Source organism: Serratia sp. NPDC087055 (assembly GCF_044900985.1).
Lineage (GTDB): Bacteria > Pseudomonadota > Gammaproteobacteria > Enterobacterales > Enterobacteriaceae > Serratia.
In genome coordinates this window covers 106,143-120,848 of record NZ_JBJDOG010000005.1, presented here as the reverse complement: position 1 = coordinate 120,848, position 14,706 = coordinate 106,143, and the positions used below count along the sequence as shown (strand labels likewise).

The following is a 14,706-nucleotide window of genomic DNA, read 5'->3' as shown; positions in this document are numbered from 1 at the left end:
AAGGTGATATTAGCGGCCGCCCATGATGGCGATATAATCCTGAGTCCAGCGGCTATAGGGGACGAACTTGCCGCCCTGCGCCTGTGGCGTTTTCCAGAAGGCAATCTTGTCGAACTGGTTGAAACCATTGGTCTCACACCCTTTATCGCCTAACAGCGTACTGGCCTTACAGCCTGCCGGTGATGCCGGTACAGAACCGAACCAGGCAGCAACGTCACCCTGCACTTTCGGCTCCAGCGACCAGTTCATCCACAGGTAAGCACAGTTGGGGTGTTTGGCGTCGGCGTGCAGCATGGTGGTATCCGCCCAACCGGTAACGCCCTCTTTCGGGAACACGGTGCCAATCGGCTGGCCTTCCCCTTTCAGGGCATTGGCCTGATACGGCCAGGCGCTGGAGGCGACCACGCCTTCATTTTTGAAATCGCTCATCTGCACTGAGGTGTCATGCCAGTAGCGATGAATCAACGCATGCTGAGTGCGCAACAGTTTCAGTGCCGCCTGATATTGCTCTTCGTTTAATTGATACGGATCGCTGATGCCAAGCTGGGGTTGTGTCGCCTTCAGGAACAGCGCCGCGTCGGCGATGTAAATAGGGCCATCATAGGCCTGCACCCGCCCCTGATTGGTTTTGCCGTCTGGCAGGTTCTGTTGCTGGAACACGACAGCCCAGCTATCCGGTGGCGTTGGGAAGGTTTTGGTGTTGTACATCAGCAGGTTTGGCCCCCACTGATAGGGGGTACCGTAGGTTTTACCGTCCACGGTATACCAGGCGCCCTTCAACAGGCGCGGGTCGATGTTTTTCCAGTTGGGGATCAGTGCCGTGTTAATTGGCTGCACCCGTTTGCCGAAGATCAGTCGCAGTGAAGCATCGCCGGAAGCGGTCACCAAGTCGTAACCGCCCTTAGCCATCAGGCTGACCATTTCGTCTGACGTGGCAGCCGTTTTCACATTCACTGCACAGCTGGTTTGTTTTTCAAACTGGGTGACCCAGTCATAATTTTTATCGGATTGGCCGCGTTCGATATAGCCGGGCCAGGCAATGATATCCAGTCGTCCTTCGCCTTTACCCAGAGCCTGTGGCAACTCGGCCGCATGAGCCAGGCTGCAAAGCACAGTGAGACAGAGCGCGGAAACTGTGGTGGTGACTGCGGTAGTTTTTCCCATCGTAATTACCCCTGTGTTGCGTATCTGTATGCGGCAGGGAACGGCTGCCGCCCTAATCTCATTAAAAGCTGGCTTTAAACTTCGCCATTACATGTCTGACTACGCTGTAGTCCTGCAGTGAATCACTGGAGAGATCCTTGCCGTAACCGGAACGTTTCAGGCCCCCGTGTGGCATCTCACTCGCCAGGGTGAAATGGGTGTTGATCCAGGTGCTGCCGTATTGCAGATGCGCAGCGATGTGCAGCGCCCGATCGATATTTTGCGTCCAGACCGACGAAGCCAGACCGTATTCGGAATCATTGGCCCAGTTGACCGCCTGCTCCAGATGTTCGAAACGGGTAACGCTCACTACCGGGCCAAACACTTCACGCTGGACGATTTCGTCGCTTTGCAGGCAGCCGGCCAGCAGCGTGGGTTGGTAATAGAAACCGGGGCCCGAATGCGCGGCGGCGCCGGTGATCAATTCAATGTGCGGCTGACTGAGCGCCCGTTCGACAAAGCTGGCGACACGATCACGCTGCCGGTTACTGATCAGCGGGCCAATTTCGTTATCTTCATCGCGTTTGCGGGCAAAACGCAGGCTGGCCACCGCCTCACCCAGCGCTTCTACCAGTTTTGGATAGATCCCCGCCTGCGCGTAGATGCGGCAGGCGGCGGTGCAGTCTTGCCCGGCGTTGTAGTAGCCATAGGTGCGGATGCTGTTGACCACTTCGTCCAGATCCGCGTCGTCGCAGACGATCACCGGTGCTTTCCCCCCCAATTCCAGGTGGGTGCGTTTGACGCTTTTAGCTGCCGCCTGCAAGATTTTTTGCCCGGTGACGATATCGCCGGTCACCGACACCAGACGCACCTGCGGATGTCCGACCAAATGGCTGCCGACCCCTTCTCCGCCGCCATAGACAATATTCAGCACACCCGGCGGCAGGATATCTTGCAGCGCTGGCACCAGCGCCAAAATCGTCAGGGGAGTATGTTCGGAAGGTTTGAATACCACGGTGTTGCCCGCCGCCAGCGCGGGCGCGATCTTCCATGCCGCCATCATTAGCGGGTAGTTCCATGGCGCAATCGAGGCCACCACACCGATCGGATCACGGCGAATCATCGAGGTGTGTCCTTCAATGTATTCACCAGCCAGTTGCCCTTGCTGGGTACGCACCGCGCCGGCAAAGAAACGAAAGACGTCGACGGCCGCCGGCAGATCATCATTGAGCGCCTGATGCAACGGCTTGCCGCAGTTGAGGGCTTCCAGACCGGCTAACCGCTCGGCCTGCCGCTCTATGGCGTCGGCAATGCGCAGAAGAAGAGATGCACGGTAGGCTGGCGTAGTGCGCGACCAGTGGCCGAAGGCTTGCTGGGCCGCTTTAACGGCGCTGCCAACCTGCGCGGATGAGGCTTCGGTGATGGAAATCAGCGTTTCGCCATTAGCCGGATTAACGATGCACTCTTGCTGGCCTTCACCTTCGACCGACTGACCGTTAATGAATTGCTGACAGGATAAACCTGAAAGGAGGTGCACATCTGCCATCGCGAATCGCCTCTAAGTGACAAAAACGTTAACTAAATGTGAATAAGTTAGTTTCAATCAGACTAAGCGAGCATCAGGCAGCCAACAAATTCTAAATACTGAACGCCGCGTTCGATTAAATCGAATGCTTCAGCCCAGCGGCGTGCATATTCCCGTTCTCACGCGCAATGGTCAGGAAAGGAGTGACCAATTCCGGCCGTGCGCTACCGCGCCGCCATGCCAAGCCGATGTCCAGCGGCTCCAACAGATCCACCAGCTTACGCGCTTCAATCATATTGCCTTCCAGCGACCAGGCGCGGTAAGCCATATCCGGCAAGATTGAGACCCCCATCCCTGCCGCCACCAGGCTGCGTACCGCCTCCGTCGAACCGGTTTTCATGGCGATCTCCGGTTTCAATCCCGCGCGAGCCCAGATACGGCGCGCATGTACGTCCATTTCGTCGGCATTAAGCTGGATAAGCGGCAACTTCGCCACATCTGCCAAGCTGATGCTTTCGTGATCCAGCAGCGGATGCAGCGGTGGCAGCCACAGGCGATAAGGCGAATGCATCAGCACTTCGGTCTGCAACGCGTCACGGTCTTCGATATTGGACAGGATCAGGACGCCGATATCGATCTCCCCGCTTACCAGCAGGTGCTCAATATAAGGACGTTCATCTTCGATCATCTGGATGGTGACGTTGGGGTAAGCCGATTTAAACCGCTTGAGCAGCTCGACCAAGAAGTACCCGGCCACCAGACTGGTCACGCCGATAGTCAGCTTGCCCGTCAGGCTTTCAGTCCCCAATTGCAGGCTGCGTTTGGCGTTATCCACCGTGGCGAGGATCAGATAAGACTGGCGTAAAAATTGGTGCCCCTGATGTGTCAGGTTCATGCCCTTGGCGTGGCGATCGAACAATCGCACACCGATGTCGGTTTCCAATTGCTGGATAGCCAACGTCAACGAGGACTGGGAAACAAACACCGCCTGGGCGGCGGCGGAGATCGAACCGGTTTCGGCCACGGCGATAAAATGGCGGATTTGGCGCAGCGTCATCATCCGCATTGCCTTCCAAGCCACTGCGTTGTTGTCTGCGTGCACTTGCCGCCTGGCCGCAACGTGACATTCATTGGGGATTGCCTTAATCAAAATAGTGGAATTGAGTTAAGTGTAGCTATGGGTGCAGTGAAGCGATCGAGAAAAGTATCAAAAACGCGATAGCCTTCGCTTTTTTAGAATGCTTATGATGAGAATAATCAAAACGGTGGAGAGGCGGGAGACGTTCACGGGAATTTGGGGCGTACACGTAGTACGTGAGGAGGCCGAGCACCGCCCAAGCTCAATCTGGCGGTGCTCGGTAGACGATCACATTAAATCGCTTCTTCGTCCTGTTCGCCGGTACGAATACGGACTACGCGCGCCACATCGAAGACAAAAATCTTACCGTCGCCGATTTTACCGGTTTGCGCAGTCTGCATGATGGTTTCTACGCAGGTATCGACGATATCGTCGGCCACCACGATTTCAATTTTCACCTTCGGCAGGAAGTCGACCATATACTCTGCGCCACGGTACAGCTCAGTGTGGCCTTTCTGGCGGCCGAAGCCTTTCACTTCGGTGACGGTCATCCCGGTAATGCCCACCTCAGCCAGCGCTTCACGAACATCATCCAGTTTGAACGGTTTGATAATAGCGTCGATCTTTTTCATCTTCTTTCCTTTACCAATTTTTGCGGCCAAAGCCGGATGTGATTGGGTAGCGGCGGTCTTTGCCGAAATTGCGGGCGGTAATACGCGGCCCGACGGCGGCCTGACGCCGTTTGTATTCGTTAATATCTACCAGGCGAATAACCTTGCGTACTATCGCTTCGTCGAAGCCTTCAGCCACCAGATCGGCAACGGACTTATCGCGTTCGACGTAGCCTTCAAGAATCGCATCCAGAATGTCGTACGGAGGCAAGCTGTCCTGATCGAGCTGATCCGGCGCCAGCTCAGCGGACGGCGGACGATCAATAACGCGCTGCGGGATCACGTAGGAGACGGTATTGCGGTATTCGGATAACTTGAATACCAGTGTTTTCGGGACGTCTTTCAGTACGTCGAATCCCCCCGCCATATCACCATACAGCGTGGCGTAACCTACGGCCATCTCGCTTTTATTGCCCGTCGTCAACACGATACTACGGCGCTTATTGGACAGCGCCATCAGCACCACACCACGGCAGCGTGCCTGCAGGTTTTCTTCCGTGGTATCGCGTTCGGTACCGGCAAACATTGGCGTCAGTTGGCCCATAAAGGCATCAAACATAGGCTCAATGGAGACGATATCAAATTCAATACCCAGGATTTCGGCTTCTTCTTTAGCGTCGGCAATGCTGATATCCGCGGTGTAGCGGAACGGCATCATGAGCGCCTGCACCTTGTCTTTGCCCAATGCATCGACGGCAATCGCCAGCGTCAGCGCCGAATCGATACCGCCAGACAACCCCAGCACTGCGCCCTTGAAGCCATTTTTCGTCACATAGTCGCGCACCGCCAACACCAGGGCTTCGTACACCTGCGCCAACTGCGGTAACTCGGCGGCCGGTGCCGTCATGGGCACGACGTCCAGCTCATTGAACTCAAGCAACGTCACCTGTTCGGCGAATGCCGCCAGACGGTGGGTCATGTTGCCGGCAGCATCAAATACCTTCGAACAGCCGTCAAAAATCAATTCATCCTGCCCACCAATCTGGTTCAGGTACACCAGAGGCAAATGGGTGCGTTGGCAATGGCCAGCCATCAGCGTTTTGCGGATATACGGCTTTTCACGATTGTAGGGTGAGGCATTGATCGACAAAATCATTTCGGCGCCAGCCGCCTTGGCAGCATCGACCGGCTCCGGGAACCACAGGTCTTCACAAATCAGCAGACCCAGGCGATAGCCTTTCAGCTCGATCACGCAGGTTTCATTACCCGCCTGGAAGTAGCGTTTCTCATCGAAAACACCGTAGTTCGGCAACTGCTGCTTGAAGTAACGCGCCAGCAGCGTCCCTTCGGAGAACAGCGACAGCGCATTATAGAGTTTGTCGCCTTCACGCCACGGGTGGCCGACCAGAATGGCGACATCAACCGACGCCTGCTGCAAACGATGCAACTGCGCGTCACAGCGCTGATAAAAATCATTGCGATACAACAGGTCTTCCGGCGGATAGCCAGACAGCGCCAGTTCGGTGAACATGACCAGATCGGCTCCCGCCTTCTGCTGCTCTTGCACCGTTTGCAACATGCGCTCGGTGTTGCCTTCAATGTCACCGACCAGCAGGTTTAACTGGGCCAGTGCGATGGATAGTGATCTGCTCATTGTTTAGGATCCCGCTTAATACGTTCCATGGTTCTCTGTGTTGGGCCGCGCCACAAACAAGAGAACGGAGTGTAAATCATTCCGCTGCGTTTGTTGAGAACCTGCGTAAGCAGGCCGCAGCGGAAAACATCATTCTTTAAAATCGTTGGCGTCCAGTTCATGACGCGACAGCAATTTATAAAACTCGGTACGGTTGCGGCCTGCCATACGTGCGGCCTGAGTCACGTTACCTTTGGTGATCTGCAACAGCTTGCGCAAATAATGTAATTCAAACTGATTACGCGCCTCGACAAAGGTCGGCAAGGCGGTGTTTTCCCCTTCCAGCGCCTGTTCCACCAGCGCTTCACTGATCACCGGCGCGGAGGTCAAGGCCACACACTGTTCGATTACGTTCACAAGTTGGCGCACGTTACCCGGCCAGGTCGCGGTCATCAGGCGTTTCATGGCGTCCGAAGAGAAGCTACGGACAAAGGGTTTGTGGCGTTTGGCAGACTCGCGCAGCAGATGATTAGCCAATAATGGAATATCCTCAGCGCGCTCATTCAGCGCAGGGATTTTCAGGTTCACCACATTCAGGCGGTAGTACAAATCCTCACGGAATTCGTTTTTCGCCATCGCCTTTTGCAGATCGCGGTGAGTGGCGGAAATAATACGAACGTCAATGTCCAGGTCACGGTTGCTGCCCAACGGGCGGACCTTGCGCTCTTGCAGCACACGCAACAGTTTAACCTGGAGCGAAAGCGGCATATCGCCGATCTCATCGAGAAACAGCGTACCGCCAGCTGCCGCCTGGAATAGCCCTTCACGGCTGCTGACTGCACCGGTAAATGCCCCTTTGGCATGGCCGAACAGCTCAGACTCCAGCAATTGCTCGGGCAATGCGCCGCAGTTAATGGCAATAAACGCCTTTTTACCCCGCGGGCTGGCACCGTGGATCGCTTGCGCCAGCACCTCTTTACCGGTACCGCTGTGACCGTTGATCAAGACGCTGACATCGGACTGCGCCACCATTTTTGCCTGCTCTAGCAAGCGCAGCATAATCGGGCTGCGGGTGACTATCTCTTCACGCCAGCTGTCATCACCCGCAGGTAACGACAATGACAGCGCTTCGTCGATGGCCTTATACAACGCATCGCGATCCACCGGCTTGGTCAGGAAGCTGAACACCCCTTGCTGGGTGGCGGCCACCGCATCCGGGATAGAGCCGTGGGCGGTAAGGATGATCACCGGCATGCCGGGCTGATGTTTCTGGATCTCGGCAAACAGCGCCATGCCGTCCATTTCATCCATCCGTAGATCGCTTATCACCAGATCGATTTTTTCGCGCCCTAACAGGCGCAGCGCTTCCTGACCGCTTTCCGCGGTGGTGACATGAAAACCTTCGCTGGTCAGGCGCATTCCCAACAGCTTGAGCAGGCTGGGATCGTCGTCAACCAATAATAGATTGGCCGGTTTGCGTGCTGTCATTGCGCGTGGGACTCCTTGTTAGCAGGGGACGGCGCATAAGTATCTTCCGGTTCCACCGGCAAGGCTGTGCCCTTCTCCGGTTCCGCGTCCGACTCTGCGGCTTTGTTTGGGGTCACTTTCTTCGCGGAGTCGGTTTTTTGTTGCGTCGCGCTATTGTCCGGGATGTCAGTTTGCAGCTGCTTGCGCGAAGAGAGCTGACGCTCAATATCGGTCAGGTTTTCCAGCTTGCGCGACGTATCCTGCAACTGTGCCTGTAAACGTATCTGGCTCTGGCGCAACTGATCTATCTGGCTGTCGGAGCTTTCCTGCAGATGTTGGTAGCGAGCCTTTTCATCAAACAGCGTTATCTGTAGGACCTGCTGCTGACGCCACAATTGCAACAACGGGCGCAATGAACTTGGGAACTCCAGGCGGTAGCTGTTCAGGCGATCGATCATCTGGCGGCGCTCACCCGAGGTTGGCTCAGCGCTACCCAACAGGATGCTTTGTTTGAAAATCCCATCCCAACTGTCTCCAGGCAGGGTTTTCGCCAGTGCACGCGCCTGAGTGGAACCGATACGATCGGCACAATCCATGGCGCGCAGCCAGTAAAGAGAGTTATTCAACGCATCTTTTTCGTCGAGAGGCCACAGGGTGTCACACGCCGCAATGCGGTAATCCACCACTTTTGTGTCCGGGATCGCTTCCTGCTGCGGCTGGCTTAAGCCGCCGCTGACCGCGCGATCAACACACCCAGCCAGTAGAAAAGGGACAAAAAGAACGCTGCCTAAAAAGGAAAAACGACGCTTGCCGAGCGGCGTACCCAGTGTGGCACGCGGTGAACGTTCGGTCTGTGAGAGACGAAGGCGTTTAGACCATGTGTACATTATTATTCATTCTCGGCGGTTAATGGCAATTCAATGCGGAAGCAGACGTCTGCGCCAGCGACTTCAACCAGCTGCAGCTCCCCGCGCATCCGGCGGATACAATCCTGCGCGATACTTAGCCCAAGACCGCTTCCTTTTACCGCCCCTTTTCGCTGGTGACTACCTTGGAAAAAAGGCTCAAAAATCATGATTTTCTCAGCGTCGGGGATCGGCGTGCCGCTATTGGCGACATCAATCTGTACCCGTTGCCCAACCTGACGGCTGCGGATCCAAATGTTACCGGATTCCTTACCGTAGTGCACCGCATTGGAGTAGAGATTATCCAGTACGCGCATTAATAGCGTAGGCTCTGCCCAGCAGATTTCCGCATCCAGTTGGATCTCGGTGCGGATCATTTTTGCCCGGGCCGGTAAACTGTGCGCAGCAACGACCATTTCGACCATCTCCTCCAACGCAACATTCTCATGTTCCGCCGGGCCATCCGCCAGTTTACGGTTGTAATCCAGCAGTTGTTCGATCAGTTGCTGCAAGTGACGGCTACTCTGATCGAGAATGGTCACCACTTCTTTTTGATCGGAGGTTAACGGGCCGGCGACTTCGTCCGCCAGCAACTCCGTCCCCTCGCGCATGCTGGCCAGCGGCGTCTTCAATTCATGCGAGATATGGCGCAAAAACTCATGGCGCTGCGATTCCAACCAGGCTAACCGCTCGCTCAGCCAAATGATGCGTTGCGCCAGCGAACGTAGTTCACGCGGCCCTTTAAAAGACGCGGTACTCCCTAATGCTCGCCCTTCCCCTAATCGGTTGATCATCCGCTCTACCGCTTTTACCGGGCCGATAATCATGCGGGTAAACAGCACCACCAGCATCACACTGACCAGAAACAGCATTAGCGCCTGCCAGCCGAAGAACTGGCCGCGTTCGGCAATCGCCTGCTGCAACTGTTGGCCACGGGAATACACCACGGCACGCGTGGCCTGCACCATTTCGGCATTTGAGCGTGAAAATGACTCCAGCAGTGCCGACGCCTGTGCGTCCGGGCCGCTGCTTTGACATTTGATCGCCGCAAGCTGGGTCAGCAAATTACGCAAGGTTTGATAATAACGTTTATCAGGCAGGATGGGGGCATGTGCGTCGAGCATCTGCGAATACTGTTTTCGTTGGTTCTGATACAGCTTCTCCAGGGTCGGATCGACCAGTACACAATACTGGCGATAGCTGCGCTCCATTTCCAGCGCCACGCTGGTCATGGCCTCGCTGCGTCGCGCATCCACCAGCGTGGTGCGGTTGATGTCAGCCGCCTGCGCGCTGAGGTGATCCAGGCTCTGGTAGGCCTGATAAGCCAACACCAGCAGCGGCAACAGCACCAGCAGGAACGCCATCAGCACCAGTTGACGCAGTGAGCGGGGAAATAAACGCCATCTTTTCAACGAAATCATCTCATTGTCTCTAGTCTGCTTTGATGCTAACCGAGTCGCCGATGAGAGGAAAGCCCGGCGTTCAGCGGAGCGTCAGGAAAATCCAGGCAAGCGTGCCGTGCGTGAGTGATGTCTGCGATTGGGGCTATCGTGATACCCAAAATAATTGGCGTTGCATCTATGATGGGTATTTGACGTTGGGGCAGAACTGCCCCACGCAAGAAAGTGTGGATGCCCTTAACCTCGTCCCCAGGGTGATGTAGCACAAAGCTGGCATCGAACAGGACGAATAGCATCCGTAAGTATCCGTAATTGATGAAGACTCATCACAGGTGGATACAGGCGGTGCCTCACTCCACGTGTCGCCCGATGCTTGATAAAGCGCTTGCGCGTCTATTATCGGTTTGGTTGGACGATAGGCACCATTTCTTTGGCATCATTCGGAGGCTTATGAGGCAACTATTCCGTTTAATTACGGGGCCGTCATAAAAAGGTGAATGAGCAACTGAAGAGAATAATGCACTTATCGTGCCAACTTTTCAACAAATTTATTAAGCATATGAAATTAAACAATAATAAATTAATTCAATGCTAAAACGGCCGCTTTACCACGGCATTGGATGAGGAAAAAAACACCACCCTGTCTCCAAAACCCGACAACTTAACGCAATTAATTTTTCACCATTAAAAATCAATAAGTTATGTGTCTCTTTTTAGAGACAATGAAAATACCGCCTGTCGCAAAATGCAGACAACTCACCGACATCATGATAGAGAAAGGGGGAGCAATCTCTTGCTCCCCCTTTGGCACTACAGCGTTATCGCTTAGCCCAGCTGTTTACGGGCATTACGGAACATGCGCATCCACGGGCTGTCTTCGCCCCACTCTTCTGGATGCCATGAGTTACTGACGGTGCGGAATACACGCTCTGGATGCGGCATCATCACCGTCGCACGGCCATTAGTGCTGGTTACCGCGGTGATACCGTTCGGCGAACCGTTCGGGTTAGCAGGGTAGGTTTCCGTCACGTGGCCCATATTATCAACAAATCGCAAGGCTACCAGACCATGGTGCTCCAACGCCGCCAGGTGTGCAGCATCGCGCACCTCGACATGCCCTTCACCGTGAGACACGGCGATCGGCATGCGTGAACCCGCCATACCTTGCATGAACAGTGACGGGCTGGCCGCCACTTCCACCAGGCTAAAACGCGCTTCGAAGCGGTCAGACAGGTTGCGTACAAAGCGAGGCCAATGTTCTGCCCCTGGGATCAGATCACGCAGGTTAGACATCATCTGGCAGCCGTTACACACACCCAATGCCAGGGTTTGCGGACGGTGGAAGAAAGATTCAAACTCGTCGCGAACGCGATCGTTGAACAGAATCGACTTCGCCCAACCTTCACCGGCACCCAATACGTCGCCGTACGAGAAGCCACCACAGGCGACCAGGGTATGGAAGTCCTGTAGATCGCGGCGCCCTTCGAGCAAATCGCTCATATGCACATCTACCGCATCAAAACCGGCGCGATGGAATGCTGCTGCCATTTCAACATGGGAGTTAACCCCCTGCTCACGCAGCACCGCCACTTTAGGACGTGCGCCCTTGGCAATGTACGGCGCTGCAATGTCTTCTTCTGGCGCGAAGCTCAGTTTGACGTTCAGGCCAGGATCGCGTTCATCCTGCTTGGCCTTGTGCTCCTGATCGGCACACTCAGGGTTATCACGCAGGCGCTGCATCTGCCAGGTCGTTTCCGCCCACCAGGTACGCAACGTCGCGCGGCTTTCGCTGTACACCGTTTTATCGCCCTGAGTGATCACAAAGCGGTCGCCAGCCTGTACGCTGCCGATGTGGTGCACATTGTCCGTCAAACCATGTTGGGCAAACACCTGTTGCACCGCGTCAAGCTGGTCAGCCGTGACCTGGATCACCGCGCCCAACTCTTCGTTGAACAACGCAGCCAGTGCATCATCGCCCAGCGCTTTAATATCCGCCTGCACACCGCAATGGCCGGCAAACGCCATTTCTGCCAACGTGACCAGAAGGCCACCGTCAGAGCGGTCGTGATAGGCCAACAGTGCGCGATCGGCCACCAGTTTTTGCATGGCGTTAAAGAAGCCCGCCAATTGCTCGACGTTACGCACGTCGGCCGGTTTATCGCCTAACTGACGGTAAACCTGTGCCAATGCGGTGGCGCCCAGCGCGTTATGCCCGTTACCCAAGTCGATCAACAACAGCGCGCTGTCGCCTTTATCGGTACGCAACTGCGGCGTCACGGTGTGACGCACGTCTTCCACGCGGGCAAAACCAGTGATGACCAACGACAACGGCGAGGTCATTTCGCGCTGTTCGTTACCTTCCTGCCAGCGAGTTTTCATCGACATTGAGTCTTTGCCCACGGGAATCGTGATACCCAGCGCTGGGCAAAGCTCTTCGCCGACGGCTTTCACGGCTTCATACAGACCGGCATCTTCACCCGGGTGACCTGCCGCTGCCATCCAGTTTGCGGAAAGCTTCACACGTTTGAGCGAACCAATCTCAGTTGCTGCCAGGTTGGTCAGGGCTTCCCCTACCGCCAGACGGCCGGAGGCGGCGAAGTCCAGCAGAGCAACCGGTGCACGCTCGCCGATCGACATCGCTTCACCGTAGTAACTGTCCAGGCTGGCGGTCGTAACCGCACAGTCCGCTACCGGGATCTGCCACGGACCTACCATCTGATCACGCGCTACCATACCGGTCACGGTACGGTCGCCAATGGTGATCAGGAAAGTTTTCTCGGCGACGGCCGGCAGGTGCAGAACGCGTTTGACCGCATCAGCCACCGTGATGTTGTCGCGCTGTACCGGCTGGCCTTTGGCCTGCAGACGCGTTACGTCGCGGGTCATCTTCGGCGTTTTGCCCAGCAGCACGTCCAAAGGCATATCGATCGGTTGATTGTCGAAATGACTGTCGTTCAGCGTCAAATGCTGTTCTTCGGTCGCTTCACCAATCACGGCATAAGGGGCGCGTTCACGGCGGCAAATCTCATCAAACTGCGCCATCTGTGCTGGCGCAATCGCCATGACATAACGTTCTTGAGATTCGTTACACCAGACTTCCAGCGGGCTCATGCCCGGTTCGTCGTTCAGAATATCGCGCAGTTCGAAACGGCCACCGCGGCCACCGTCACTGACCAGCTCAGGCATGGCGTTGGACAAGCCACCAGCACCTACATCGTGAATAAACAGAATGGGGTTTTGTGCGCCCAGCTGCCAGCAGCGGTCGATCACTTCCTGGCAACGACGCTCCATTTCCGGGTTGTCGCGCTGTACTGAGGCGAAATCCAGATCGGCGTCGGACTGGCCGGACGCCATCGAAGAAGCAGCACCACCGCCCAAACCGATGTTCATTGCCGGGCCACCCAGCACCACCAGTTTGGCGCCTACGGTGATTTCCCCTTTTTGCACGTGATCGGCGCGAATGTTGCCGATACCGCCCGCCAGCATGATCGGCTTGTGGTAGCCACGCAGTTCCACGCCGTTATGGCTGTTGACCTGCTCTTCATAGGTACGGAAGTAACCCACCAGCGCCGGGCGGCCAAATTCGTTGTTGAATGCCGCGCCGCCTAATGGGCCTTCGGTCATGATGTCCAGTGCGGTAACGATGCGATCAGGTTTACCGAAATCCTGCTCCCACGGCTGTTCAAAGCCAGGAATACGCAGGTTGGAGACCGAGAAACCGACCAGACCCGCCTTGGGTTTTGCACCGCGACCGGTAGCCCCCTCGTCACGGATCTCACCGCCGGAGCCGGTAGCTGCGCCAGGCCATGGGGAGATTGCTGTCGGGTGGTTATGGGTTTCTACCTTCATCAGAATATGTGCTTCTTCCTGATGATAATCATATTGACCGCTTGCCGACTCAGCGAAGAAGCGCCCGACCTGCGATCCCTCCATCACTGCGGCGTTATCTTTATAAGCCGACAGCACATAATCCGGCGTCTGCTCAAACGTGTTTTTGATCATTTTGAACAGCGACTTCGGCTGTTGCACACCGTCGATGATCCAATCGGCGTTGAAAATTTTATGGCGGCAGTGCTCAGAGTTGGCCTGCGCAAACATATAGAGTTCGATATCCGTCGGGTTGCGCCCCAGACCGGTAAAGGCATTCAGAAGATAGTCAATTTCATCCTCGGCCAGCGCCAGACCCAACTTGATGTTGGCCTGTTCCAGCGCGCTGCGCCCTTCACCCAGCATATCGATTGCCTGGTAAGGCGCAGGCTGATGCTGAGCGAACAGTTGTTCCGCCTGTTGCAAACTGCTGAAGACGGTTTCCATCATGCGATCGTGCAACAGTACAGCAAGCTGCTGCCATTGCGCTTCGGTCAAGGTCGGCGCTTTGACGTAGAACGCCAGGCCACGCTCCAACCGCAATACCTGCGTCAAACCGCAGTTATGGGCGATGTCGCTGGCTTTGGAAGACCATGGAGAAATAGTGCCCGGACGCGGCGTCACCAGCAGCAAGCGGCCTTCAGGGGCATGTTCGGCGAGAGAGGGGCCGTACTTGAGTAGACGCTGGAGCTTGGCATGCTCTTCGGCGTTTAGCGGCGCGCTAACATCAGCAAAGTGGACGTACTCGGCGTAGATATCACTAACAGGAAGTTGAGCGTCCTGACAGCGGGACAGCAGTTTGGTAACACGAAAAGCCGACAAAGCGGGCGAACCACGCAGTATTTCCATAATCAAAGTTCTCTCGTCTTCGAAGCAACTGACTTCAGCACTTCATTGGGCGCAACAGGGGGAAAACGCGCGCCATTATAGAGAATCTACGCCGCAGACGAAACCGTTTGCGTAGCTATTATTGATAAAAGCTGTTTGCGCCATCGAATTGTCATAACGTGTCAATAAAGTTGCACGCTGGCGTTTTGTTGCGCAAAATGCCCCCGCACTGGTGATTTAACCATAAGA

Annotated in this window: 9 protein-coding genes; all 9 read right to left on the bottom strand. The window is 55.6% G+C overall.

The features are described 5' to 3' along the window. Positions 1-9: 9 nt before the first annotated feature. Positions 10-1,164, bottom strand: coding sequence for a putative ABC transporter substrate-binding protein YdcS (gene ydcS / locus ACI2J2_RS20165; protein WP_265556706.1), 1,155 nt, complete (start codon positions 1,162-1,164; stop codon positions 10-12). Positions 1,165-1,225: 61 nt separating this feature from the next. Then, complete coding sequence (locus ACI2J2_RS20160; RefSeq protein WP_404760707.1) at positions 1,226-2,689, bottom strand: gamma-aminobutyraldehyde dehydrogenase; 1,464 nt, start codon at positions 2,687-2,689, stop codon at positions 1,226-1,228. Between the two features lie 115 nt (positions 2,690-2,804). After that, positions 2,805-3,728, bottom strand: coding sequence for a LysR substrate-binding domain-containing protein (locus tag ACI2J2_RS20155; protein WP_404760706.1), 924 nt, complete (start codon positions 3,726-3,728; stop codon positions 2,805-2,807). 311 nt (positions 3,729-4,039) lie between these two features. Then, positions 4,040-4,378, bottom strand: a complete 339-nt coding sequence (gene glnB, locus ACI2J2_RS20150) for a nitrogen regulatory protein P-II (protein ID WP_004847623.1) — start codon at positions 4,376-4,378, stop codon at positions 4,040-4,042. A gap of 10 nt (positions 4,379-4,388) precedes the next feature. After that, positions 4,389-6,011 carry an NAD+ synthase gene (locus ACI2J2_RS20145; protein ID WP_209638406.1) on the bottom strand — a complete coding sequence of 541 codons (1,623 nt, stop codon included), beginning with the start codon at positions 6,009-6,011 and terminating at the stop codon, positions 4,389-4,391. Between the two features lie 129 nt (positions 6,012-6,140). Then, the gene (glrR, locus tag ACI2J2_RS20140) at positions 6,141-7,478 is read right to left on the bottom strand and encodes a two-component system response regulator GlrR (protein WP_209638424.1); all 1,338 of its coding nucleotides are present in this window, start codon (positions 7,476-7,478) and stop codon (positions 6,141-6,143) included. Next, complete coding sequence (gene qseG, locus ACI2J2_RS20135) at positions 7,475-8,344, bottom strand: two-component system QseEF-associated lipoprotein QseG (RefSeq protein ID WP_265556709.1); 870 nt, start codon at positions 8,342-8,344, stop codon at positions 7,475-7,477. The genes glrR and qseG overlap by 4 nt, the downstream gene beginning before the upstream one ends. Positions 8,345-8,346: 2 nt before the next feature. Further along, entirely contained in the window at positions 8,347-9,783 is a 1,437-nt protein-coding gene (locus ACI2J2_RS20130) for an ATP-binding protein (RefSeq protein ID WP_404760705.1), read from the bottom strand. Positions 9,784-10,587: 804 nt separating this feature from the next. Continuing rightward, the gene (gene purL, locus ACI2J2_RS20125; RefSeq protein WP_404760776.1) at positions 10,588-14,481 is read right to left on the bottom strand and encodes a phosphoribosylformylglycinamidine synthase; all 3,894 of its coding nucleotides are present in this window, start codon (positions 14,479-14,481) and stop codon (positions 10,588-10,590) included. Positions 14,482-14,706: the final 225 nt, after the last annotated feature.